The organism is Pseudonocardia kongjuensis (assembly GCF_039526905.1).
Lineage (GTDB): Bacteria > Actinomycetota > Actinomycetes > Mycobacteriales > Pseudonocardiaceae > Pseudonocardia > Pseudonocardia kongjuensis.
In genome coordinates this window covers 42,305-64,312 of the sequence record NZ_BAAAJK010000009.1, presented here as the reverse complement: position 1 = coordinate 64,312, position 22,008 = coordinate 42,305, and the positions used below count along the sequence as shown (strand labels likewise).

Annotated in this window: 22 protein-coding genes; 9 read left to right on the top strand and 13 right to left on the bottom strand. The window is 74.3% G+C overall.

Annotation, left to right across the window (positions count from 1 at the left end):
* Window positions 1-565: 565 nt before the first annotated feature.
* The 4 genes from ABD160_RS13710 to ABD160_RS13695 are packed head-to-tail and all read left to right on the top strand — an operon-like array spanning window position 566 to window position 4,532.
* Window positions 566-1,456, top strand: a complete 891-nt coding sequence (locus tag ABD160_RS13710) for a MetQ/NlpA family ABC transporter substrate-binding protein (protein WP_344022226.1) — start codon at window positions 566-568, stop codon at window positions 1,454-1,456.
* Complete coding sequence (locus ABD160_RS13705; protein ID WP_344022224.1) at window positions 1,456-2,496, top strand: methionine ABC transporter ATP-binding protein; 1,041 nt, start codon at window positions 1,456-1,458, stop codon at window positions 2,494-2,496. The genes ABD160_RS13710 and ABD160_RS13705 overlap by 1 nt, the downstream gene beginning before the upstream one ends.
* Window positions 2,493-3,164, top strand: coding sequence for a methionine ABC transporter permease (locus ABD160_RS13700; RefSeq protein WP_344022222.1), 672 nt, complete (start codon window positions 2,493-2,495; stop codon window positions 3,162-3,164). The genes ABD160_RS13705 and ABD160_RS13700 overlap by 4 nt, the downstream gene beginning before the upstream one ends.
* Window positions 3,165-3,185: 21 nt before the next feature.
* A complete protein-coding gene (locus ABD160_RS13695; protein ID WP_344022220.1) occupies window positions 3,186-4,532 on the top strand; it encodes an NtaA/DmoA family FMN-dependent monooxygenase in 1,347 nt (448 codons plus the stop codon).
* Window positions 4,533-4,539: 7 nt separating this feature from the next.
* Here ABD160_RS13695 and ABD160_RS13690 read toward each other — a convergent pair whose 3' ends face one another.
* Entirely contained in the window at window positions 4,540-4,947 is a 408-nt protein-coding gene (locus ABD160_RS13690; protein WP_344022218.1) for a DUF3040 domain-containing protein, read from the bottom strand.
* Between the two features lie 176 nt (window positions 4,948-5,123).
* Between ABD160_RS13690 and mgtE the strand changes: the two genes are divergently transcribed.
* A complete protein-coding gene (mgtE, locus tag ABD160_RS13685) occupies window positions 5,124-6,449 on the top strand; it encodes a magnesium transporter (RefSeq protein ID WP_344022216.1) in 1,326 nt (441 codons plus the stop codon).
* On the opposite strand, the gene ABD160_RS13680 is transcribed toward mgtE, so the two are convergent.
* Together ABD160_RS13680 and ABD160_RS13675 are read right to left on the bottom strand one after the other, a co-directional pair.
* On the bottom strand, window positions 6,413-7,552 hold the full coding sequence (locus ABD160_RS13680; protein ID WP_344022214.1) for a TerC family protein: 1,140 nt from the start codon (window positions 7,550-7,552) through the stop codon (window positions 6,413-6,415). The genes mgtE and ABD160_RS13680 overlap by 37 nt on opposite strands.
* A 274-nt stretch (window positions 7,553-7,826) precedes the next feature.
* Entirely contained in the window at window positions 7,827-8,963 is a 1,137-nt protein-coding gene (locus tag ABD160_RS13675; protein WP_344022212.1) for an SDR family NAD(P)-dependent oxidoreductase, read from the bottom strand.
* Between the two features lie 309 nt (window positions 8,964-9,272).
* Here ABD160_RS13675 and ABD160_RS13670 point away from each other — a divergent pair, with 309 nt between their 5' ends.
* Complete coding sequence (locus ABD160_RS13670; protein ID WP_344022210.1) at window positions 9,273-10,109, top strand: sigma-70 family RNA polymerase sigma factor; 837 nt, start codon at window positions 9,273-9,275, stop codon at window positions 10,107-10,109.
* Window positions 10,110-10,150: 41 nt separating this feature from the next.
* Here ABD160_RS13670 and ABD160_RS13665 read toward each other — a convergent pair whose 3' ends face one another.
* Both ABD160_RS13665 and ABD160_RS13660 read right to left on the bottom strand, forming a co-directional pair.
* Window positions 10,151-10,948 carry an SDR family oxidoreductase gene (locus ABD160_RS13665; protein ID WP_344022353.1) on the bottom strand — a complete coding sequence of 266 codons (798 nt, stop codon included), beginning with the start codon at window positions 10,946-10,948 and terminating at the stop codon, window positions 10,151-10,153.
* 381 nt (window positions 10,949-11,329) lie between these two features.
* Window positions 11,330-11,908, bottom strand: a complete 579-nt coding sequence (locus ABD160_RS13660) for a type 1 glutamine amidotransferase domain-containing protein (protein ID WP_344022208.1) — start codon at window positions 11,906-11,908, stop codon at window positions 11,330-11,332.
* A gap of 178 nt (window positions 11,909-12,086) precedes the next feature.
* Between ABD160_RS13660 and ABD160_RS13655 the strand changes: the two genes are divergently transcribed.
* A complete protein-coding gene (locus ABD160_RS13655) occupies window positions 12,087-12,893 on the top strand; it encodes an IclR family transcriptional regulator (RefSeq protein WP_344022206.1) in 807 nt (268 codons plus the stop codon).
* Here ABD160_RS13655 and ABD160_RS13650 read toward each other — a convergent pair.
* Genes ABD160_RS13650 through ABD160_RS13640 form a run of 3 tightly spaced genes read right to left on the bottom strand, consistent with a single transcriptional unit; the run spans window position 12,872 to window position 16,826 of the window.
* Window positions 12,872-14,209 carry an MFS transporter gene (locus ABD160_RS13650; protein WP_344022204.1) on the bottom strand — a complete coding sequence of 446 codons (1,338 nt, stop codon included), beginning with the start codon at window positions 14,207-14,209 and terminating at the stop codon, window positions 12,872-12,874. The genes ABD160_RS13655 and ABD160_RS13650 overlap by 22 nt on opposite strands.
* Window positions 14,210-14,244: 35 nt before the next feature.
* The gene (locus tag ABD160_RS13645; RefSeq protein WP_344022202.1) at window positions 14,245-15,711 is read right to left on the bottom strand and encodes an NAD-dependent succinate-semialdehyde dehydrogenase; all 1,467 of its coding nucleotides are present in this window, start codon (window positions 15,709-15,711) and stop codon (window positions 14,245-14,247) included.
* The gene (locus tag ABD160_RS13640; RefSeq protein WP_344022200.1) at window positions 15,708-16,826 is read right to left on the bottom strand and encodes an alcohol dehydrogenase catalytic domain-containing protein; all 1,119 of its coding nucleotides are present in this window, start codon (window positions 16,824-16,826) and stop codon (window positions 15,708-15,710) included. Before ABD160_RS13640 ends, ABD160_RS13645 begins: the two co-directional genes overlap by 4 nt.
* A 213-nt stretch (window positions 16,827-17,039) precedes the next feature.
* Between ABD160_RS13640 and ABD160_RS13635 the strand changes: the two genes are divergently transcribed.
* Both ABD160_RS13635 and ABD160_RS13630 read left to right on the top strand, forming a co-directional pair.
* Window positions 17,040-17,534, top strand: a complete 495-nt coding sequence (locus ABD160_RS13635) for a winged helix-turn-helix transcriptional regulator (protein ID WP_344022198.1) — start codon at window positions 17,040-17,042, stop codon at window positions 17,532-17,534.
* Window positions 17,531-18,067, top strand: coding sequence for a PaaI family thioesterase (locus ABD160_RS13630; protein WP_344022196.1), 537 nt, complete (start codon window positions 17,531-17,533; stop codon window positions 18,065-18,067). Before ABD160_RS13635 ends, ABD160_RS13630 begins: the two co-directional genes overlap by 4 nt.
* 27 nt (window positions 18,068-18,094) lie before the next feature.
* Here the strand turns inward: ABD160_RS13630 and ABD160_RS13625 are convergent, their stop codons facing one another.
* The 5 genes from ABD160_RS13625 to ABD160_RS13605 all read right to left on the bottom strand — a co-directional run bounded on the left by ABD160_RS13625 (window position 18,095) and on the right by ABD160_RS13605 (window position 21,877).
* Window positions 18,095-18,685: a hypothetical protein gene (locus ABD160_RS13625; RefSeq protein ID WP_344022194.1), complete on the bottom strand. Its 591-nt coding sequence runs from the start codon at window positions 18,683-18,685 to the stop codon at window positions 18,095-18,097.
* A gap of 137 nt (window positions 18,686-18,822) precedes the next feature.
* Complete coding sequence (locus ABD160_RS13620; RefSeq protein ID WP_344022192.1) at window positions 18,823-19,254, bottom strand: nitrile hydratase accessory protein; 432 nt, start codon at window positions 19,252-19,254, stop codon at window positions 18,823-18,825.
* A complete protein-coding gene (gene nthA, locus ABD160_RS13615) occupies window positions 19,251-19,850 on the bottom strand; it encodes a nitrile hydratase subunit alpha (protein ID WP_344022190.1) in 600 nt (199 codons plus the stop codon). Before nthA ends, ABD160_RS13620 begins: the two co-directional genes overlap by 4 nt.
* Window positions 19,847-20,524, bottom strand: coding sequence for an SH3-like domain-containing protein (locus ABD160_RS13610; protein ID WP_344022188.1), 678 nt, complete (start codon window positions 20,522-20,524; stop codon window positions 19,847-19,849). The genes nthA and ABD160_RS13610 overlap by 4 nt, the downstream gene beginning before the upstream one ends.
* The gene (locus tag ABD160_RS13605; protein WP_344022186.1) at window positions 20,525-21,877 is read right to left on the bottom strand and encodes an MSMEG_0569 family flavin-dependent oxidoreductase; all 1,353 of its coding nucleotides are present in this window, start codon (window positions 21,875-21,877) and stop codon (window positions 20,525-20,527) included.
* Window positions 21,878-22,008: the final 131 nt, after the last annotated feature.

The window sequence follows — 22,008 nt, the reverse complement described above, 5'->3', positions numbered from 1 at the left end:
CCGCCTGGCCGGCGGGGCCGGCGGGTGGCGCGGCGGGCCGGGACGGGCGGGATGGCCGGCGCACCCGGGAGGCCCGGGTGGACACCGGCCCGGACACCACCTCGGTGGCGCGTCCGGAGGGTGGACCGCTGTCGTCAGCGACAGATCGCGGACCGGGTGCGCCCCAGGTCCAGGTACAGCCGCGCCACCAGGCGCAGGTCGTCGCTCACCCCCCGATCGTGGCCGGTCGGACGGGCGCGGCGCAACCACCCGGCCCGGCCGGGCCGCGGCCGTCGTGAGCTTCGTCGCGGCGCCCGCGGGCGGCCGGTTCGTCCGATGTATCCTCGGCGGCCGTGCCGACCGCCCCGCCGTCGGGGCCGCTCCCGCGCCGGGGGCGACCACGACGGCGGCCCGGTCCCCTCGGACGACGCCCCCGGAGCACCCGCTTCCGCCGGCGTCCCCCACCCGCACCGGCCGCGCCGGTGCACGGCCGCGACCCGGCCACCCGGCACCCCGCCCGACGCACCGCCGCGCCGTCCCCCGCCGGCGTCACCCGCCTGCGGCACGGCGCCGAAAGGAACCCACGATGCGCCTGCTGCGCGTCCTGTCACTGCTGGTCCCGGCCGCCGTACTGGCCGTGGGCTGCGCGGCCCCCGGCTCCGCCCCGTCCGGGGACGCCGCCGACGGCGACTCCCGGACCGTCCGGATCGGTGTCTCCGACGGCGCCGAGCCGTACTGGAACGTCTTCACCGAGAAGGCGGCCGCCGAGGGCATCACCGTCGAGCTGGTGAACTTCACCGACTACAACCAGCCCAACCCGGCGCTGTCCCAGGGCCAGCTGGACCTGAACCAGTTCCAGCACCTGCAGTACCTGGCGAACTACAACGTGCAGAACGACGACACGCTCACGCCGATCGGCGCGACCGCCGTCTACCCGCTGCCGCTGTACTCGACCCGGCACACCGATCTCGCGCAGATCCCGGACGGCGGCCAGATCGTCATCCCGAACGACGCGGTGAACCAGGCCCGGGCGCTGAACGTGCTGCAGTCCGCCGGGCTGCTCACGCTCACCGACGGTGGCACCACCACCTCCACCCCGGCCGACATCGACCAGGCCGCCTCCCGGGTGACGGTCACCCCGGTGGACGCCGCCCAGACCGCGGCGAACCTGCCCAGCGCGGACGGCGCGATCGTGAACAACAACTACGCGACGGCGGCGAACCTGACCGAGGAGCAGGTGCTCTACCAGGAGGACCCGGACTCGGACGCGGCGAAGCCCTACATCAACCTGTTCGTCGCCCGGGCCGACCAGGCCGCCGACCCGGACTTCGCGACCCTGGTCCGGATCTACCACGACCAGGAGGTGCTCGACGCGGCCCGCCAGGACCTCGGCGAGGGCGGCGTGTTCCGGGACAACACCCCCGAGGACCTGCAGCAGACCCTCGCGGACATCGAGCAGCAGCTGCGGGCGGGCTGATGAGCACCCCGGTGATCTCGTTCGCCGGCGCGACCCGCACCTTCCCGGCCCGCCGCGGCCCCGGGGTCACCGCCGTCGACGACGTCGATCTCGACATCGCCGAGGGCGGGATCACCGGGGTGATCGGCTGGTCCGGTGCGGGCAAGTCGACGCTGGTCCGCATGATCAACGCCCTCGAGCTGCCGACCGCCGGCACCGTGACGGTGCGCGGCCGGGTCACCTCGGAGCTGTCCGAGAAGGGCCTGCGCACGCTGCGCGGCGAGGTCGGGATGATCTTCCAGCAGTTCGCGCTGCTGAACTCCCGCACGGTCGCGGGCAACGTCGGCTACCCGCTGAAGGTGGCCGGCTGGTCGCGCGAGGCGCGCCGGGCCCGGGTCACCGAGCTGCTCGAGTTCGTCGGGCTCGCCGAGCTGGCCGGGCGCTACCCGGCCCGGCTGTCCGGCGGCCAGAAGCAGCGCGTCGGCATCGCCCGCGCGCTCGCCACCTCGCCCGGGATCCTGCTCGCCGACGAGGCGACCAGCGCGCTCGACCCGGAGACCACCCGTGAGGTGCTCGCCCTGCTGCGGCGGGTCAACCGGGAGCTCGGCACCACCGTCGTCGTGATCACCCACGAGATGGAGGTGGTCGCCGCGATCTGCGACCGGGTCGTCGTGATGGAGGCCGGGAAGGTGATCGAGCACGGCCCGGTCTACGACGTGTTCTCCGCGCCGTCGCACCCGGCGACCGCCCGGTTCGTGCACGGCGTCCTGCAGGACGTGCCGTCCGCCGAGACGGTCGGGCGGCTGCGCAGCCGCTTCCCCGGCCGGCTGGTCACGGTCGCCGTGGGCGGGCGCGACGGCGGCGAGCGGGCCCAGGAGATCCTGGCCCGGGTCACCGCCGAGCAGGGCGTGCGCAGCACGGTCGTGCACGGCGGCATCCGCGAGCTCGCCGAGCGCCCGATCGGCAGCCTCACCCTGGAGCTGACCGGTGCCGACGTCGCCGTGCAGGCCGTCGTCGACGAGCTGGCCCGGCACACCCGGGTCACCGAGGTGACCGGATGAGCCCCGCCGCGACCGACTGGGCGACGCTGCAGCCGGTGCTGTGGCTGTCCGTGCTGCAGACCATCTACATGGTGTTCTGGACCATGCTGATCGCGGGCGCGCTCGGCCTGCTGCTCGGCGTCGCCCTGCACACCACCCGGGCCGGCGGGCTCTACGCCCACCGGGGCGTGTTCACCGTGCTGAACGTGCTGGTCAACCTCGTGCGGCCGATCCCGTTCATCATCTTCATCACCGCCGTCGGGCCGCTCACCCTGCTCGTCATGGGGACCACCATCGGCACCCGCTCGGTGCTGTTCCCGATGATCGCGATGGCCACGTTCTTCATCGGCCGGATCGTCGAGCAGAACCTGGTGTCGGTGGACCCGGCCGTGGTCGAGGCGGCCCGGGCGATGGGCGCGAGCCGGTTCCGGATCGTCTGGAGCGTGCTGATCCCCGAGGCCCTCGCGCCGCTGGTGCTGGGCTACACGTTCACCTTCATCGCGGTCGTCGACATGTCGGCGATGGCCGGCTACGTCGGCGGCGGCGGGCTGGGCGACTTCGCGATCTCCTACGGCTACCAGCAGTTCAACTGGCCGGTGACGCTGTTGACCGTCGCGATCATCGTCGTCATCGTGCAGGTGGCACAGCTGCTCGGGAACACGATCGCCCGCAGGGTGTTGCACCGGTAGGAGCATGTCGGGAGGACACTTATGCCGCGCAAGCAGATCCACCTCGCCGCGCACTTCCCGGGCGTCAACAACACCACGGTGTGGAGCGACCCGGCGTCCGGCAGCCACATCGAGTTCGAGTCGTTCGCGCACTTCGCGCGGACCGCGGAGCGGGCGAAGTTCGACTTCCTGTTCCTCGCCGAGGGGCTGCGGCTGCGCGAGCACCGCGGCGAGATCTACGACCTCGACGTGATGGGCCGCCCGGACACCTTCACCGTGCTGCACGCGCTGGCCGCCGTCACCGACCGGCTCGGGCTCGCCGGGACGATCAACTCGACGTTCACCGAGCCGTACGACGTGGCCCGCCAGTTCGCCACCCTCGATCACCTCTCCGGCGGCCGGGCCGCCTGGAACGTGGTCACCTCGTGGGACGCGTTCACCGGCGAGAACTTCCGGCGCGGCGGGTTCCTCCCGAAGGAGCAGCGCTACGCGCGGGCCAAGGAGCAGCTCGCCGCCACCGCCGCGATCTGGGACTCGCGCAGCGGCCCCGACGACCGGTCCACGTTCTCCTACACCTCCGGCCAGTTCGACGTGCACGGCCGCTTCGCGCTGCCGCGCAGCCCGCAGGGCCGGCCGGTGATCCTGCAGGCCGGCGACTCCGAGGAGGGCCGCGAGTTCGCCGCGGCGTCGGCCGACGCGATCTTCTCCCGGCACTCCGAGCCGGCCGCCGGCCGGGCCTTCCTGGCCGACGTGAAGGGCAGGCTGGCCCGCTACGGCCGCGGATGGGACGACCTCAAGATCATGCCCGCGGCGACGTTCGTGCTGGGCGACACCGACGCCGAGGCCGCCGAGCGGGCGGAGGTGATCCGGCACCAGCAGGTGAGCCCGCAGACCGCGATCGTGTTCGCCGAGCAGCTGTGGAACACCGACCTGTCCGGCCGGGACCCGGACGGCCCGCTGCCCGAGTTCGACCCGGTGGAGGGCGAGCTGGTGTCGAAGGGCCGGGCCAGCGTGCGGCAGTACCGCGACCCGAAGGCGGTCGCCGACGAGTGGCGGGCGATCGCCGCGGAGAAGAACCTGACGCTGCGCGAGACCGTGATCGAGGTCGCCGGGCGGCACACCTTCGTCGGCAGCCCGCAGACCGTCGCGGCCGCGATCGACGATGCCGTGCAGACCGACGCCGCCGACGGCTACGTGCTCGTCCCGCACGTCACCCCGGCCGGGCTCGACGAGTTCGCCGACCGGGTGGTGCCGCTGCTGCAGGAGCGCGGCTCGTTCCGCACCGAGTACACCGGCACCACCCTGCGCGAGCACCTCGGCCTGCCGGTCGTCGCGACGACGACCGACCCGACCGAGGCGGCGACGGCGGCACCGGGCGCCGGGCGGTAGGGCAGGCTCAGGAGCGGCGGTCGTCGCCGTCGTGGCGCTGCTCGCCGCCCTCGCCGGTACCGCCCTCCCGCTTCGCGCGGGCGGCGATCATCGCCATCGCGAACGGGATGCCCAGCAGCAGGCCGAACGACAGGATCCCGGCGAGCCAGTCGGTCGGCACCAGGACCAGCACGATCACCGCGATCGCGACGGCCTGGAGCACCCGGTCCAGGGAGAACCGGTCGTCGCGGGCCAGCGACGACATCTCCGACTCCAGATCCGGGTCGGAGCGGCGCAGCTCGCCCTCCAGGTCGGCCAGCGACCGCTCCTCGTCGCGGTTCAGCGGCGACGCGAAGGGGCGCGGTTCGGGGTCCGGCGCCGCACCGGCGGGCTCCGACGGCGGCGGTGGCGGCAGGGGTGGCGGTGTGGCAGGCATTGTTCCTCCTCGGTGCCGAGCTGCCGGCGATCCGAGCGTTCCGGTGGACCCCGCTCATCCTAGCGAAACGGACATAGCTCCGCCCGGTCGTACGCCGACGCAACACCGTCGTGGTGTCGTGTCGATCTCACCGGCCCATCCGGCCACCGCCGTCCCGGGCGGGCAGGATCGCGGTCATGGAAAGGCTGCACGACCTCGTCCACCGGCACGACCCGGGCGGTGTGCTCGCACTGCTCGACGACCGGCCCGCGCACGAGGTGGCCGACGAGCTGGCCCGGCTCGATCCGGTCGACGCGGGCTGGGCGTTCCGGCTGCTGGACAAGGACCGCGCGCTCGAGGTGTTCGAGGAGCTCGATCCGGTCGACCAGCAGGAGCTGCTCGCCGGGCTGCGCGACGACGCGGTGGTCGCGCTGGTCGAGGAGATGGACCCGGACGACCGGGCCCGGATGCTCGGCGAGGCACCGGCGAAGGTCGCCACTCGGGTGCTCGCCGGGCTGTCCGCCGGGGAACGGACCATGACCGCGGCGCTGCTCGGCTACCCGGACGGCTCGGTCGGCCGGACCATGACCCCGGAGACGGTCGCGGTGCCGGTGCACAGCTCGGTCACCGAGGCGCTGGCCGTGGTGCGCCGCAAGGGGGCCGACGCCGAGACCGTCTACACCCTGCCGGTCACCGACGCCGGACGGCGGGTGCTGGGCACCGTGTCGCTACGCGACCTGGTGCTGGCCCGGCCGGACACCCCGGTCGCCGATCTCGTCGACCGCGGCGCGCCGCGGGTGCGCGCCACCGACGACGCCGAGGACGCGGCCCGCCTGATGGGCGAGGCGAACCTGCTGGCGCTGCTCGTCGTCGACTCCGAGGACCGGCTGCTCGGTCTGCTGACGATCGACGACGCCGTCGAGATCCTGGAGGCCGCCGACACCGAGGACGCGGCCCGCCAGTCCGGCGCCGCGCCGTGGTCCGGGCACTACATGTACGTGAAGGTCACCCGGCTGGCCCGCACCCGCGCGATGTGGCTGGCGGTGCTGCTGCTCGCCGCGGTGCTCACGGTGAACGTGCTGCAGATCTTCGAGGACTCCCTGGAGCAGGTCACCGCGCTCGCCCTGTTCATCCCGCTGCTGGTCGGGACCGGCGGGAACGCCGGCGCTCAGGCCGCGTCGGCGGCGGTGCGGGCGATCGCGGTCGGCGAGGTGCGCCTCGCCGATCTGCCCGCCGTCGTCTGGCGGGAGCTGCGGGTCGGCCTGCTGCTCGGCACCCTGCTCGGCGGGCTCGGGCTGGTCGTCGCCTCGGTGCTGGTGGGCGTGCAGATCGCCACCGTGGTCGCGGTGACCCTGGTGGCGATCTGCGGCTGGGCGGCCACGGTCGGGGCGACCATGCCGTTGCTCGCCCGCAGGCTCGGGATCGACCCGGCCGTGGTGTCCGCGCCGATGGTCACCACCCTGGTCGACGCGACCGGCCTGCTGATCTACTTCTCGGTCGCCCGGCTGCTGCTCGGGGTCTGAGCGAGCTCCTCGGCGGACCCGGCGGCCGCAGTGCCCGGGCCGGTCCCGTCCGGGCCGTCACCGTCGCCGTCGCGTGTGCCGGGGCCGGCGTCCGGTCCGCCGGGCGTCCCGGCACCGGCTGCGGCGGCCCGCCGCCGGGACACCACCAGGCTGGCGACCGCGGCGACCGCGATCGTGCCCGAGATGAACAGCAGCGACAGCCAGATCGGCACCTCGGGCACCGGCACCGGCTGCCCGCCGTTGATGAACGGCACGTTGTTCTCGTGCAGCGCGTGCAGGGTGAGCTTCACGCCGATGAAGGCCAGGATGACCGACAGGCCGTGCGCGAGGAAGATCAGGCGCTCCAGCAGGCCGCCGATCAGGAAGTACAGCTGGCGCAGGCCGAGCAGCGCGAACGCGTTCGCGGTGAAGACCAGGTACGGCTCCTGGGTCAGGCCGAAGATCGCCGGGATCGAGTCGAACGCGAACAGCAGGTCGGTGAGGCCGATCGCCACGATGACCAGCGCCATCGGGGTCAGCAGCCGCTTGCCGTCGATCTTCGTGGTGAGCTTCGCGCCGTCGTACTCGCTGGAGGTCGGCAGCACCCGGCGGACCATCCGGATCAGCCTGCTGTCGGCCGCGTCGCCGTGGTCGCCCTCGTCCTTCGAGAGCGCCTCCTTGATCTGCGAGTAGGCCAGCCAGAACAGGATGATCGCGAAGATGTAGAACACGGCGGCGAACCGCTCGATGATCACCGCGCCGACCGCGATGAAGCCGCCGCGCATCACGATCGCGATCGCGATGCCGATCAGCAGCACCTTCTGCTGGTGGATCCGCGGCACCGAGAACGCCGTCATGATCAGCAGGAAGACGAACAGGTTGTCGACCGACAGCGCCTTCTCGGTCATCCAGCCGGCCATGTACTCGCCGCCGTACTGCCAGCCGGAGAAGACACCGACACCGACACCGAACAGCAGCGCGATCGCCACGTAGCCGGCCGACCAGATGGCGGACTCGCGCAACGTGGGTTCGTGCGGGGTGCGGACGTGCCCGACGAAGTCGAACACCAGCATGCCGACCACGAACGCACACGTGGCGAGCCATACCCAGAGAGGGACGTTCACTGCAAGGACCTCCAGCGCAGGTTGGGGCGCTGAAGGTCTCCTCCGCCCGCTGATCGCGGACCGGCGCCACCGGGATCCAGCTCGTCCTGGTTCCGTGATGACGGCGACGCCGTGTTCGGGAGTACTCCCCTTCTCCGGCGAACGGTAGGGCACGCCGTCCGGTTCCCGACAGTCGGGGCCGTCGCGACCTTGGTCACTCCTGCCCGATTCGCAGGATGGTTGGCAGGACCGGACGGCCCAGGTGCCACTCCTCCGGGCGGCGCACCGGAATGGCTCAGCCGGTCGCGAGCCGGACCGTGACCGCTTCCCGGTCGGTCGTCCGCAGCGGGCGCGGGGCGGCGGGCGCGACCGGGGTCGCGGGCCGGCGTCGGGCCGGCCGGTCCACCGGGGCGAGCACCGGCCGGACCGGGCGCTCGGGCAGGACGGCGGGGGCGCCCTCGGGCAGCGACCGGACCGCGGGCGGTGCACCCCGGAACGGCGTCGGCACCGGCGACGGCCGGGTGTACCGGGGGGTGGCCGGGGTGGCCCGCCCGCCGTGTCCCGGGACGTCCCGCCGGCTGCGCTCCGCGACCCTCCGCCCGTCCGTAGCTGCGGCGGCCGTGGCCGTGCCGGCTGCCGTGCGTGCGCCGGTGGCCGTGGCTGCCGCGCCGGTGGCCGTGGCTGTGTCAGCCGTGCCGGTGGCTGTGGCTGTGGCTGCCGCTCCGACGGCTGTGGCTGCCGGACCGCCCGGCTGCCCGCCGCCCGCCGGCAGGACCCGGGCGGCCAGCCGCAGCGCCGTCCGCCGGGGCTCCCGGCAGCCGGCCAGCATCCGGCGGGCCCGGCCGGGCACCGACCGCGCCCGGCCGCGGCCGGCGTCGGCGAGTGAGCGCCGGACAACCGTCCGCGGATCGGGCGACTCCGGCCCCACCGCCACCGCGGTGACCGGCACGCCGGCCGACCGCAGCACCGCGAGATCGGGCAGCGGGCCGCCCCGGCCGCCGTTCCCGCCGTCGACGAGCAGGATCCCGGGGCGCCGCCGACCGGCCGCCGTCGCGGGCACGGGCGCGGGCCCGGTCATCGCCGCGACGGCCGCGCGGACCAGCCGCAGCACGACCTCCGGGTACGGGTCCGGCCCGGTGACCGGGCCGCCCGGCGCGCACCGGGCGGCCTGCACCAGCAGCCGCACCGGCAGGTCCGGGTCGGCGATCCGGCGCTCGACGGCGGCCAGACCGGCGGGCCCGGTCAGGTCGGTCAGGTCGGCCGCCAGGATCTCGACGATGGCGCCGGTCGCCCGGCCGATCCGCTCGGCGGTGGCCGCCAGCCGGTCGGGGTCCCGGGCGACCAGCACCACCGAGTACCCGCGCTCGGCGAGCTCGCGGGCGTAGGTCTCGCCGAGGCCGCGGCTTCCCCCGGTGATCAGTGCTGTCGGCATGCCCGAGACGGTAGAGCGCAGCCGCTGTGGGGCCACTGAGAACGATCACCGGGAACGATCACCGGCCGGGCGGTGACCAGGATCATCACCGGCTCCTCCCGATCGCGTGCGCAGCACCTCCGGCACCCGGTGGGCGGGCGCCGCGGACCGTCCGGCGTTGCGACGGCGGCCCCGTTCCGGATACGGTCACGGACCGGTCGCATCGCAAGCCGCTTTTCATCGCGGACATCGTGCGGCGACCGTCAACGGCGATCCGTTCAACCACGCAGCGGACCCCGCACCAGCCATCGGCGAACGCGAGGGACCCAGATGCGCACTGCAACGAGACCGACCACAGGCCCAGGCACCGGCACCGTCGGCACCGCCCGCGAGGGCCGTACCGGCTACGACCACCTGATCCCGCACCTCGAGCAGCTCGCCGGGGCGGACGAGGGTTCGACCACCCGGAGCGACCTGCGCGACCACGTGATCCGCGAGCTCCGGCCGCTGGTCCGCAACCTGTCCCGGCGGTTCGCGCCGGGCGGGCGCGGCATCGAGGACGTCGAGCAGGCCGGGATGCTCGGCCTGGTCAAGGCGGTCGACCGGTACGACCCGGCGTCCGCGACCGGCGGCCCGCTGGGGTTCTTCGTGCCCAGCATCCGCGGCGAGATGAAGCGCTACCTGCGTGACCACTCGTGGTCGGTGCGGGTGCCGCGGGACCTGAAGGAGCTCGCCGTCACGGTGCAGCGCACCGCCGACACCCTGGGCCAGGAGCTGGGCCGGGCACCGCGCCCGTCCGAGCTGGCCCGGGAGCTGAACGTCGGGGTGGACCAGATCGTCGACGCGCTGGGCGCGCTCGACTCGCACCGGGCCCGCTCGCTGGACGCCCCCACCGGGGACGGCGCGGAGTCCGGCGACGGCATCCCGCTCGGCGAGCAGATGGGCGGCGAGGACCCGGACCTGCACCTGGCCGCGCACCGCGGGGAGATGAACGCGCTGATCCGCGGGCTGCCCGAGCGGGAGCGGACGATCCTGATGATGCGGTTCTACGGCGACCGCACCCAGTCCTCGATCGCCACCGAGATGGGCATCTCGCAGATGCACGTGTCCCGGCTGCTGAGCCGGACCCTGGCCCGGCTGCGCGAGGGGCTGGCCGAGCAGGACTGACCGGGCGGGATCCCGCCCGGCCCCGCCCGGCCCGGTCCGGTTCAGCCCGGCATCGTCTCGCCGCCGACCGGCGCCAGCACCTCACCGGTGTAGTACGACGACAGCGCCGGCGCGGCGAAGAACACGTACGACGGCGCGATCTCGTCGGGATCGGCGGGCCGGCCCATCGGGGTCTGCTCGCCGAACCCCTCGACCTTGTCCGGCGGCATCGTCGCCGGGATCAGCGGTGTCCACACCGGCCCGGGTGCGACGCAGTTGACCCGGATCCGCCGGTCCGCCAGCGACTGCGCGAGCGAGTAGGTCAGCGACTGCACGGCCCCCTTCGTGGCCGAGTAGTCGATGAGCGACTTGTTGCCGCGCAACCCGTTCACCGATCCGGTGTTGATGATCGAGCCGCCGTCGGGCAGGTGCTTCAGGGCCGCGGCGGTGACCCGGAAGAAGCTGTGCACGTTCACCTCGAAGGTGCGCAGCCACTGCTCGTCGGTGATGTCGGTCAGCGAGTCGTAGGGCTGCTGGGTGGCGACGTTGTTGACGACGGTGTCCAGCCGGCCGAGCTCGTCCACCGTCCGTGCCACGATCCCCGCGCAGTGCTCCGCGTCGCCGAGGTCGCCGGGGAGCAGCAGGCAGCGCCTGTCCTGCGCCCGGACCAGCGCCGCGGTGTGCTCGGCGTCGGCGTCCTCGGACAGGTAGGCGAGCGCGACGTCGGCCCCCTCCTTGGCGAACGCGACGGCCACCGCGCGGCCGATCCCGGAGTCGCCGCCGGTGACCAGCGCGGCGGTGCCCTCGAGCAGGTCACGACCGCGGTAGCCGCGCATCTCGTCGCGCGGATCGGGCTCCATCGACCCGGTGTCCCCGGGCGGGCTCTGCTGCTGGGCGGGTGGGCTGTCGGGCACGGATGCCTCCTGCTGCTGGGTCGTGTTCCGGCCACGCGGCGGCTACCCGGGACCGGGGGTGGCAAACGGCCGCGGCGACGTCACCACCGAGCGCGCCCGGCGCCCGGCGAGGACCGGAGCGCGGAGGGCATGGACCTCGGCGACGCCGGGGCCCGCGCGACCGGGGCGAGTACGGCCGGTGCGCGGTCTGCGACTCCACGATCGACGACGAGCGCCTCGAGATCCGCAGCCTGCCCGGCCCGGTCGAGGGCTGATCGAGGGCTGATCGACGGACGGGCGACGGGCCCGGCACCCACGGGGGGTCCGGGCCCGTCGGCGCGCGCGGGATCAGGCGGTGGCGCCGGCCGGGTGCACCGGGTGGCGCCCCTCCTCGAACTCCTCGATCAGCTTCGCGCAGAACGCGTCGAGATCGTCCGGGTTGCGGCTGGTGACCAGACCCTCGTCGCAGACCACCTGCTCGTCGACGACGGTGGCGCCGGCGTTGCGCAGGTCGGTCCGGATGCTCGGGTACGAGGTGAGCGTCCGGCCGCGGACGACGTCGGCCTCGATCAGCGTCCACGGGCCGTGGCAGATCGCGCCGACCGGCTTGCCGGCGACGAAGAACGCCTGCACGAACGCGACCGCGGCCGGGTCGGCGCGCAGGTTGTCCGGGTTGACCGTGCCGCCGGGCAGCACCAGCGCGTCGTAGTCGTCGGCGGACACGTCCGCGACGGCCCGGTCGACGTCGACCTTCTCGGCCGGGTTGATGTCGGCGTTCATGGACTGGATCGGGTCCGTGGACAGCGACACGACGTCCACCCGGGCCCCGGCCCGGCGCAGCTCGTCGCGGGGCTGCACGAGCTCGACCAGCTCCACGCCGTCGGTGGCCAGGATCGCGACCGTCCGGCCGTCGAGTTCGTTCGTCACGGTGTTCTCCTCCTCGGTCGGTGGGTGTGCCCTCCCCGGCTTCCCGCTGCACGTCCGCCCAACCACCCCCCGCGGGTACGATCGGGATCGGCCGCGACGCAACGCGGGTGGCCCCCGTCCCAGGAGCACCGGTGCCAGACGAGCGAGCGATCCGACCCCCCGCGCGACGGGTGTCGCGATGAGCCGGGCCGGAGAGGCGCGCGCCTACCGGTCGCCCGCGGTCGGCCGTGCCTTCGCCGTGCTGTCCGAGCTGTCGACCGAGCCGTCCGGCCTCACGCTCAGCGAGCTCGCCGGTCGGACCGGGCTCCCGGCGAGCTCGCTGCTGACCATCCTCGGCAGCCTGCGCGAGGCCGAGGCGGTCCGGCTGAGCAGCCGCAAGCGCTACTCGCTCGGCGTCGGGATGCTGCGGCTGGGCCAGGCCTACTCCGACGGGAACGAGCTCGTCGAGTCGTTCCGGGGCGAGGGCCTGCGCATCGCCCGCCAGTTCGACGAGACCGTCCACCTCGGCGTGCTGACCGGCACCGACGTCGTCTACATCGCCCGGTTCAGCAGTTCCCGGCCGCCGCCCTCGGTCACCGCGCTCGGGCGCCGGGTCGCCGCACACGCCTCCGCCGTCGGCAAGGCGGTGCTGGCGTGGCGGCCGGACGTCGCCGCCCTGTACCCACCCGACGGCGGGCTCCAGGTCTTCACGTCCACCACCCGGCGCACGGTGTCCGAGCTGGTCGGCGACCTCGACGAGGTCCGCCGGCTCGGCTACAGCGAGAGCGACGCGGAGTGCATCGAGGCACTGCAGTGCGTCAGCGCCGCGATCTTCGACCACACCGGCGCCGTCGTCGGGGCCATCGGGATCTCGGTCCCGGCCCCCCGGATGTCGGCGGCGCTGCGGCACGGTCTGCGTCGCTCGGTCGTCTCCTCGGCCGCCGTGCTGTCCCGGACGCTGGGCGCGGCCCGGCTCCCCGACTGCTACGAGGCCGTGACCGCCTGACGCGGCCGGGCCCCGACGTCGTCGAGGTCGGTCCCGCGGGTCTCCCTGGTCGAGGCCACGCCGACGATCGTCATGACCCCCATCAGCATCCCGAACAGCGCGAGCGGCCAGACCGATCCGGACCATGCGACCAGCACCGAGAACAGGGCCGGTCCGAACCCGGACAGCAGCACCGCGTTGAACTGGTAGGACACCGAGATGCCGGTGTAGCGGACCCGGGTCGGGAACAGCTCGGTGAACAGCGCGGGCAGCGGCCCGTAGAGCAGCGTGTGCACCGCACCCAGGTAGAAGGCGATACCGAGCACGATCGCCCAGGTCCGGCCGGTCCCGACGAGCAGCAGGATCGGCCAGATCGACACGATCAGCAGCGCCGCGCCCGCACCCAGCACCCATCGGCGCCCGAAGCGGTCCGACGCCAGCCCGGCCACCGGCATCAGCAGGATGTTGAGCGACGACCCGACGATCACCGCGAGCAGCCCGGTGCCGGCCGGCACCCCGAGGGTCCCGGCCACGTAGGCGATGAGGAACACGGTGAACAGGTAGTACGTCCCGGAGTGGCCGAAGCCCACGGCCACCGCGGTCGCCAGCGCGCGCCGGTGCGAGCGGACGACCTCGACGATCGGGGCCCGCTCCGGCGCGGTTGAGCCGGCGTCGCGGGCCCGCAGGAACGCCTGGCTCTCGGTCGCCCGCAGCCGGATGTAGAGCCCGACCGCGGCCAGCGGGATGCTCAGCAGGAACGGCAGCCGCCAGCCCCAGGTCATGAACTCGTCACCCGAGATCAGCTGCGAGCCGGCGACCGCGAGCGTGCCCAGCAGCAGCCCGCTGGACACCCCGATCTGTGGCCAGGACGCGGCGAAGCCGCGCCGGTCCGATCGGGCGCTCTCGGCCGCGACGATGGCGGCGCCGCCCCACTCGCCGCCGACGGCGAAGCCCTGCAGCAGCCGCAGCAGGCACAGCAGGACCGGCGCCATCAGGCCGATCGCGCCGTAGTCCGGGAGCAGCCCGATCGCCGCGGTGGCCGCCGTCATGACCGTGAAGGTGGCGAGCAGGGTCGCCTTGCGGCCGATCCGGTCGCCGTAGTGCCCGGCGACCCAGGCTCCGATCGGGCGTGCCACGAAGCCGACACCGAACGAGGCGAACGCCGCGATCTGCGATGCGGCGGGATTGTCGCTGGGGAAGAACAGCGGTGCGAACACCAGCGCCGCCGAGGTTGCGTAGATCGTGTACTCGTACCACTCGACGACGGCGCCGACGACGCTCGAGAGCAGGGTGTGTCTGCGCCCCGACCGACCGGGTGCGTGAGCTGTGCTGGTCACGGTTGCTCCTGGGTGATCCGGATGGTGGTGGCTGCTCAGCCGAACGGGGACGGCGTGAGGGTGTAGGTGGTCTCCAGGTACTCGCCGATGCCCTCGGCGCCGCCCTCGCGGCCGAGCCCGGACTGCTTGACCCCACCGAACGGTGCGGCCGCGTTCGACACCGCGCCCACATTGAGTCCGAGCATCCCGGTCTCGATCAGTTCCATCATCCGGGCACCGCGCTGCGCGTCCCGGGTGAAGACGTAGCCGACCAGGCCGAAGTCGGTGGCGTTCGCCAGTGCGACGGCCTCGTCCTCGGTGTCGAACCGCTGGACGCCGACGATCGGCGCGAAGATCTCCTCGGCCGACACCGCCATCTCCGCGGTCACCCCGTCGAGCAGGGTGGGTTCGAAGTAGTGACCCGGACCGGCCGGCGCCCGCCCGCCGGTCCGGACCACCGCACCGCGGGCCACCGCGTCGCCGACCAGCCGCGCCGACCCCTCGACGGCGCGGTCGCTGACCAGCGGCCCGATCTCGACACCGTCCTCGGTGCCCCGCCCGACCGTCAGCGCGGCGACCCGGTCGGTGAGCCGGGCGACGAACTCGTCCGCGACGGAGCGGTGCACCAGGAACCGGTTGGCCGCCGTGCACGCCTGCCCGATGTTGCGGAACTTCGCGAGCACGGCGCCGTCGACCGCGCGATCGAGGTCCGCGTCCTCGAACACGACGAACGGGGCGTTCCCGCCCAGCTCCATCGAGGTCCGCAGGACGTTCCCGGCCGCCTTGCGGAGCAGCGAGACCCCGACCCGGGTCGATCCGGTGAAGCTGAGCTTGCGCAGCCTGCGGTCGGCGAGCAGGGCGTCGGAGAGCGGCTCCGGCCGGGACGTGGTGACCACGTTGACCACACCGGGCGGCAGGCCCGCCTCGGTGAGCAGGTCGATCAGGGCGAGGGTGGTCAGCGGGGTCAGCTCCGCGGGCTTGACGACCGCGGTGCAGCCCGCGGCGACCGCGGGCGCGATCTTGCGGGTGGCCATCGCCAGCGGGAAGTTCCACGGGGTCACCAGGTAGCAGGGGCCGACCGGGCGGTGCGAGACGGTCATCAGACCGCGGCCCTCCGGTGCGGGGCCGTAGCGTCCGGAGATGCGCACCGCCTCCTCGGCGAACCAGCGCAGGAACTCGCCGCCGTAGGCCACCTCGGCCCGCGACTCGGCGATCGGCTTGCCCATCTCGAGCGTCATCAGCAGGGCGAAGTCCTCCGCCCGGTCCTCGAGGAGCTGCCAGGTGCGGCGCAGCACCTCGCCGCGTTCCCGCGGCGGGGTGCGCGCCCACGACCGCTGCGCCGCGGCCGCGGCGTCGAGCGCCCGCAGCCCGTCCTGCGCGGACGCGTCGGCGACCCGGGCGAGGACCTCGCCGGTCGCGGGGTCGTGCACGTCGAAGGTCCCGTCCGCGCCGTCCACCCACTTCCCGTCGATGTACAGCCCGGTCGGGAGGGCCTCCAGCAGGGTCGTCTCACGGGCGTTCACGGGGTCTGCTCTCCTTCGGGGTCGAACATGATGATCTGGCGGACGGCGCGCCCGGCGGCGAGCTCGTCCATCGCCTCGTTGATCCGGTCCAGGCTCGTCCGGGACGAGATCAGCTCGCCGACCGGCAGCCGGCCGTCCCGCCACATCCGGACGAACCGGGGGACGTCCCGCGCGGGGACGGCCGACCCGAGGTAGCTGCCCTGGATGATCCGTGCCTCGGTGGTCAGCCCGAGCGGGGCGATCGTCGAGCGGGCCGACGGGGCGGGCAGGCCGACCGTGGTGGTCGAGCCGCCCGCGGCGGTGATCCGGACCGCCGTCTCGAAGGCCCGCGGGTGCCCGGCCGCCTCGATGACGGCCGACGCCCGCACCCCGCTCTCCAGCGCCTGCTCGGGCGTGTACACCTCCTTCGCGCCCAGCTCGCGGGCCCGGTCGAGCTTGGCCGGGAGCGCGTCGATCCCGATCACCGTGCACCCGAGCGAGAGGGCGGTGAGCAGAGCGGCCATGCCGACCCCGCCAAGCCCGACGACGGCGACGACGTCACCCGGGTCCGGGCGGGCGGCGTTCAGCACGGCGCCGCCGCCGGTGAGCACGGCGCAGCCGAGTACGGCCGCGACGTCCGGCGGGACGTCCGGATCGACCGGCACCACCGAACGACGGTCCACCACGGCGTGCGTCGCGAAGGCGGACACCCCGAGGTGGTGGTGCACGTCGATCCCGTCCCGGTGCAGCCGGCGACCGCCGAGCAACCGGCCCTCGGTGTTCGCCGCGCTGCCCGGGGCGCACGGGAGCCTGCCGTCGGTGGCGCACTGCGCGCAGTCGCCGCAGCGCGGCAGGAAGGTCATGACGACGCGCTCGCCGATGCCGACGTCGCCGACCTCGGCACCGCGCTCGACCACCCGGCCGGCGGCCTCGTGCCCGAGCAGCATCGGCAGCGGCCGCTCCCGGGCGCCGTTGACGACCGAGAGATCGGAGTGGCAGATCCCGGCCGCCTCGATCCGCACCAGCAGCTCGGTCGGTCCGGGGGGTTCGAGGGTCAGCTCGGTGACGGCGATGGGCCGGGACCGTGCGTACGGCCCCTCCCGGCCGTGGCTCGCCAGGACAGCGCCTCGGATCATCATCGTTCCTGTTCCCTTCGCCGGGCTGCGCCGCTCGGGTCGCCGAGGGGGCGTCGGGCGCCAGTACAGGTCGCGGCGCTGCGCGGTCACAAGGCGGAATTCAGCATGCTGAAATGCGCGCGGCGAGCCGGGCCGGGTCACATCCCCTTCCCCGACGACCGCGGCGCGGGTTACGGTCCAGCTGAGTAGCTCACCGATACCCAGGAGCCGGGGATGGACACGTCGCAGACCGTCGCGGGCCCGGCCTGCTCGGTGGCGCGCACGATGGCGTTGCTGTCCGACCCGTGGGCGGTGCTGATCGTGCGGGACCTGGGGCGCGGCATCCACCGGTTCGACGACCTGGCCCGCGACCTCGGCATCGCCCGCACCGTGCTCAGCCGGCGACTGTCCACACTGGTCGGATCCGGGATCGTCGAGCGGTCGGAGTACCGCGAGCCCGGATCGCGGACCCGCCCGGAGTACCACCTGACCCGGCGCGGCCGGGATCTCGGCGTCGTGCTCGCCGCGATGATGGACTTCGGCGACCGGCACCTGGCCGGCCCGGAGGGGCCGCCGGTGGTGCGGAGGCACGCCGGCTGCGGCGCCCCGGTGCGGCTGGTGAGCGTCTGCGCCGACGGCCACCGGCTCGGCGCGGGCGATCGCGTGCTGCTCGAACCCGGCCCCGGCGCCACGCCGGGCTCCCCCGCACCCGACCTGGAGGAACCATGACCGCCGACACCTCAGCCGGCCCTGCCACCGGCGCCGCAGCCGGCGCGACCCGGCGGCGCGAGCACGAGTGGTCCGACCCGGCGGCACTGGCCGCCGCCGCCACCGAGCTCGACGGCCTGGAGTTCCTGCGCCGGATCGCCGACGGCCGGCTGCCCGGCGCCCCGATCGGCAGCCTGGTCGGGTTCCGTCCGGTGTCCGCGGAGCCGGGCCGGGTGGTCTTCGAGTTCGAGCCAGCCGAGCACCAGTACAACCCGATCGGCTCGGTGCACGGCGGCGTCTACGCCACCCTGCTCGACTCGGCGTGCGGCTGCGCGGTGCACTCCACGCTGCCCGCCGGGACCGGCTACACCAGCCTGGACCTGTCGGTGCGTTTCCTGCGCCGGATCACCGTCGACACCGGCACCGTGACCTGCACCGGGCACGTCGTGCACGCCGGGCGGCGGACGGCGCTCGCCAGGGCCGAGCTGACCGACGCCGGCGGGAAGCTGCTGGGCGAGGCCACGTCGAGCTGCATGATCCTGCCCGGCGGCTGACCGGCCGCAGCTCGGCGACCCGGCTGCTCAGCGACCGTCCGTGCCGCCGCCGACCGGCAGGGCCGGTCCCTGCTCGGCCGCGACCCCGCTGGCCTCGGCCCGCAGCGCGGCCTCGACGCAGGTGGCGACCCGGACCACGCCGGACGCCTCGGCGTCCACCCCGTAGAACGCCGGACCGGGCAGGTCCGGCGAGAGGCTGCGGGCGTCGTCGGTGACGGCGGCGAACCCCTGCCCGCCGTAGACCCACACGGCCCGGTCGCCGTCGCGCTCGACGAGATCGTCGCCGTCCACCGGGGCGGACAGGAACAGCAGCGGCCCCTCGGTCACGGCGAAGCGCTGCTCCCCCGGCACGGCACCGGGCGACAGCGCGGCGGCGAGGGCGTCGAAGTCGGTGCCGCGGGCGGGGGTGCACGCGCGCAGCGCCGCACCGGGGTCGTCCGCGGCGAGCCGGGTGAACTCCTGCAGCGCGGTGTCCGGGCGGTCGTCGGAGTGCGCCTCCTCCGGACCGACCAGAGCGCCGACCCCGACGACGAGCGCGGTGAGCAGTCCGGCACCGGCCAGCAGCACGCCCGCGCACCAGGCCACGGTCCTCAGGACCAGCGACCCGGATCCACCCATGGCCTGCACGTTAGCCGCTCCCGGGGGCTCCGGCGGTACGGAAGGCAAACGGTTACCCGGCGGTGACACCGCAGGGGTGATTCGTGCACCCGGTCGGGGATGAGGCTTTGCCACCGTGCGTCGCACCGGCTAAAGGATCATGCCGGACGGCCGTGGGCGTGGGCGTGGCCGTGACCGCGGCCCTGGCCGTCGCCGTGCCCGTCCCCCTGGCCGTGGTCGTGCCCGGCCGGACGGTCCGCGAGCCGGGCCGCGCGGACACCGAGGTCGTCGACGCCGATCCGCCCGGCCCCGACGAGCACGTCCTCCAGCGCGGCCAGCCAGCTCACGTAGTAGGCCCGCTGCGGGTCCTCGGCGATCCGGGCGACCAGCCGGTCGCGGAAACCGTCCCAGCCGATCAACCCGCTCTCGGCGAGCGTCACCGCCATCCCGAAGGCGCGCCCCTCCCACGGCTCGGCGAACACCAGCTCGCCGTTGGACCGCGGCGGCGCGGCCGGCCCGCTGGTGTCCAGTGTGGTCCCAGGGGCCCCAGGGGCCCCGGCGGTCCCGGTGCGGCCGTCCCGGCCGGTCACGATGCGACCGCCCCGGCCGGGCCGATCTCGGCGACCCCGACCATGGCGTCCCGGGTGACCAGCGCCGCCAGCTCGTCCTCGGTCATGCCCGCGGTGCCCGCCGGGCGCCGCGGCAGCGTCAGGTAGCGGACCTCCGCCGAGGAGTCCCACACCTCGATCCGCCGACCGGCGGGGACGTCGAGCCCCATCTCGGCGAGCACCGTGCGCGGCTCGCGGACCACCCGGGCCCGGTAGGCCGGGTCCTTGTACCAGCTCGGCGGCAGGCCGAGCACCGGCCACGGGTAGCAGGAGCACAGCGTGCAGACCACCACGTGGTGCACCTGCCCGGTCTGTTCCAGCACCACCATGTGCTCGCCCTGCGGCCCGGTGAACCCGAGCGAGGCGATCGCGGCGGTGCCGTCGCGCAGCAGCCACCCCCGGAACTCCGGATCGGTCCAGGCGCGGGCGACGACCCGGGCGCCGTTGAGCGGGCCGACGTCGTTCTCGTAGGTCCGGACGAACCCGTCCATCACCGCCGGATCGACCAGCCCGCGCTCGACGAGCAGCTCCTCGAGGGCCTCGGTGCGCAGCGCGGGCGGGATCCGGTCGTCGGTCATCGCGGCTCCAGGTGGATCTCGAACAGGTCGGCGTGCACGGTGGCCTCCTCCGCGCCGGGACCCCACAGCTCGGCGGAGCCGAACGCGACGGTGTGCACGTGCTGCGGGTGCTCCCCGGCGAACACGGCGTGCGTGTCCGGGAGCACGTGCGGCGGCCGCACCGCGACCACCGTCCCGGCCCGGCCGCGCAGGTAGCCGGGCACCTTGAACGGCCCGGTCCCGGCGCAGGGCCGCCGGGTCAGCACCCGGACCGGGTCACCCGGGCCGAACCGGGGCGGGCGGTCCAGCGTGCGCAGCGATCCGGGCCCGGTCGGCGCGTAGTCCGGCCGCGCCGGTTCCGGCACCGGTGGCTCGGTGACGTCCTCCCCGCGCCGCCGGCGGGCCCGCGCGTCCACCGCGCCGGGGGCCAGCAGCGCCGAGTCGGTGAGCATCAGCTCGGCGGCGTTGAGCCAGCGGCCGTAGTAGCCGTCGTCGAAGTAGGCCGCCCGGTCCAGCCGGGACAGCGCGTACCGGAACGCGTCGAGGTTGCGCCCGGAGATCCGGCCCATCGTGAGCACGGTCAGCGCGAACGCCCGGCCCTCCCAGGGCCGGCCGAACGGCGGCTCCGGCTCCACCCGCGACGGCGGCAGCACCGGACCGAGCCCGGGCCGCCCGCCGAGATCGGACGGGTCCACTCAGGATCCCAGCGCCAGCACGTTGCAGACGTCCCCGCGGCCGCCGGTGGTGACCAGCCCGCGCTGCGAGCGGATCCGCTCGGCGAGGTACCCGGCGTCCTGCCCGACGCCGGAGAACCGGCCCGAGCCCCAGGTCCACTGCCAGGGCAGGCCGAGGAAGAACAGCCCGGGCACGGAGGTGGCGCCGCGGGTGTGCACGGGCGTCCCGCGGCCGGTGAACACCGGCACGTCGATCCAGCCGAAGTCCTGCCGGAACCCGACGCACCAGACCACCGAGGTGATCCCGCTGCCGTCCAGCGCCAGCTCGGTGGTCTCCTGCTCCGGGCGCCAGACCGGGGTGTAGCGCTCCCCCGGCGGCGCGTCGATGCCGTTCCGCTCGATGTGCGCGTCGATGGTCTCCTTGATGGACTCGCAGACCTCGTCGGCGTGGTCCAGCGCGGCCGCCAGGTCCGGCCGGAAGCGCAGCGCGCCGCCGGCGTGGTCGGCGAGCGAGCCGTAGAGCCGCATCCCCTCGGCGGCGAACCGGCGCAGGTCGATGTCGCGGCCGCCGTCGCGGCCGGTGACGTAGTGGTTCGCCTGGGCGCGGACGGCCTCCCGGCGCGGGTGCTCGGTGACCGGCATCCGGTAGTAGCCCATCTCGTCGAGCCAGTCGGTGACGTCCCGGCCCCGGTGGAAGCGGGCCACCCGCGGCGCGCTGCCGACCGCCAGGTGCACCCGCCTGCCCTCCAGGTGCAGGTCCTCGGCGATCTGCGCGCCGGACTGCCCCGATCCGACGACGAGCACCTCGCCGGGCGGCAGCTGCGCGCCGCTGCGGTAGTCCTGGGACTGCACCTGGGTGATCCCCGTCGGCAGCGGCTCGGTCAGCGACGGGACGACCGGCGTGTGGTAGCCGCCGGTGGCGACGACGACCTGGTCGGCGGTGCAGGTCCCGGCGGTCGTCTCCAGGGTGAAGGTGCCGCGCTCGTCGCGGGTCAGCCGGGTGACCGTGACGCCCTCGCGCAGCGGCGGATCGACGAACTCCCGGTACGCCTCCAGGTAGCCGATGATCTCCTCGCGCACCATGAACCCGTGCGGGTCGTCGCCGGCGTACGGGAAGTCCGGCAGGTCGCACTGCCAGTTCGGGGTGACCAGGCAGAACGTGTCCCAGCGGTACCGCTTCCAGGAGGAGGCGACGACGTCGCGCTCCAGCACGAGATGGTCGATGCCGCGCACGCCCAGGCAGCGGCTCATCGCCAGCCCGGCCTGACCGCCGCCGACGACCACCACCGGCCGGTGCTCACCGTCCAGATCGGACACCGGCGCCGGTCGCGCGTCCCTGTGCACCACCGCGGTCATCGGCACTCCCTCGCTCACGTCGTCGCACTCCTGCCGGGACACCACGGTCGACCCGTTCTATTGCGGAATCGTGTCGGCCGGACTACCGGAATATTTCCCGGTGTTACGCAACGCGACCGTCACACATCGCCGATCCGGAATTGCCGACG

Bases quoted from the DNA above. Each gene is read 5' to 3' on its own strand.
- ABD160_RS13710 (WP_344022226.1), top strand. From the start codon at position 566: ATGCGCCTGCTGCGCGTCCTGTCACTGCTGGTCCCGGCCGCCGTACTG.
- ABD160_RS13705 (WP_344022224.1), top strand. From the start codon at position 1,456: ATGAGCACCCCGGTGATCTCGTTCGCCGGCGCGACCCGCACCTTCCCG.
- ABD160_RS13700 (WP_344022222.1), top strand. From the start codon at position 2,493: ATGAGCCCCGCCGCGACCGACTGGGCGACGCTGCAGCCGGTGCTGTGG.
- ABD160_RS13695 (WP_344022220.1), top strand. From the start codon at position 3,186: ATGCCGCGCAAGCAGATCCACCTCGCCGCGCACTTCCCGGGCGTCAAC.
- ABD160_RS13690 (WP_344022218.1), bottom strand. From the start codon at position 4,947: ATGCCTGCCACACCGCCACCCCTGCCGCCACCGCCGCCGTCGGAGCCC.
- mgtE (WP_344022216.1), top strand. From the start codon at position 5,124: ATGGAAAGGCTGCACGACCTCGTCCACCGGCACGACCCGGGCGGTGTG.
- ABD160_RS13675 (WP_344022212.1), bottom strand. From the start codon at position 8,963: ATGCCGACAGCACTGATCACCGGGGGAAGCCGCGGCCTCGGCGAGACC.
- ABD160_RS13670 (WP_344022210.1), top strand. From the start codon at position 9,273: ATGCGCACTGCAACGAGACCGACCACAGGCCCAGGCACCGGCACCGTC.
- ABD160_RS13665 (WP_344022353.1), bottom strand. From the start codon at position 10,948: ATGGAGCCCGATCCGCGCGACGAGATGCGCGGCTACCGCGGTCGTGAC.
- ABD160_RS13655 (WP_344022206.1), top strand. From the start codon at position 12,087: ATGAGCCGGGCCGGAGAGGCGCGCGCCTACCGGTCGCCCGCGGTCGGC.
- ABD160_RS13640 (WP_344022200.1), bottom strand. From the start codon at position 16,826: ATGATCCGAGGCGCTGTCCTGGCGAGCCACGGCCGGGAGGGGCCGTAC.
- ABD160_RS13635 (WP_344022198.1), top strand. From the start codon at position 17,040: ATGGACACGTCGCAGACCGTCGCGGGCCCGGCCTGCTCGGTGGCGCGC.
- ABD160_RS13630 (WP_344022196.1), top strand. From the start codon at position 17,531: ATGACCGCCGACACCTCAGCCGGCCCTGCCACCGGCGCCGCAGCCGGC.
- ABD160_RS13625 (WP_344022194.1), bottom strand. From the start codon at position 18,685: ATGGGTGGATCCGGGTCGCTGGTCCTGAGGACCGTGGCCTGGTGCGCG.
- nthA (WP_344022190.1), bottom strand. From the start codon at position 19,850: ATGACCGACGACCGGATCCCGCCCGCGCTGCGCACCGAGGCCCTCGAG.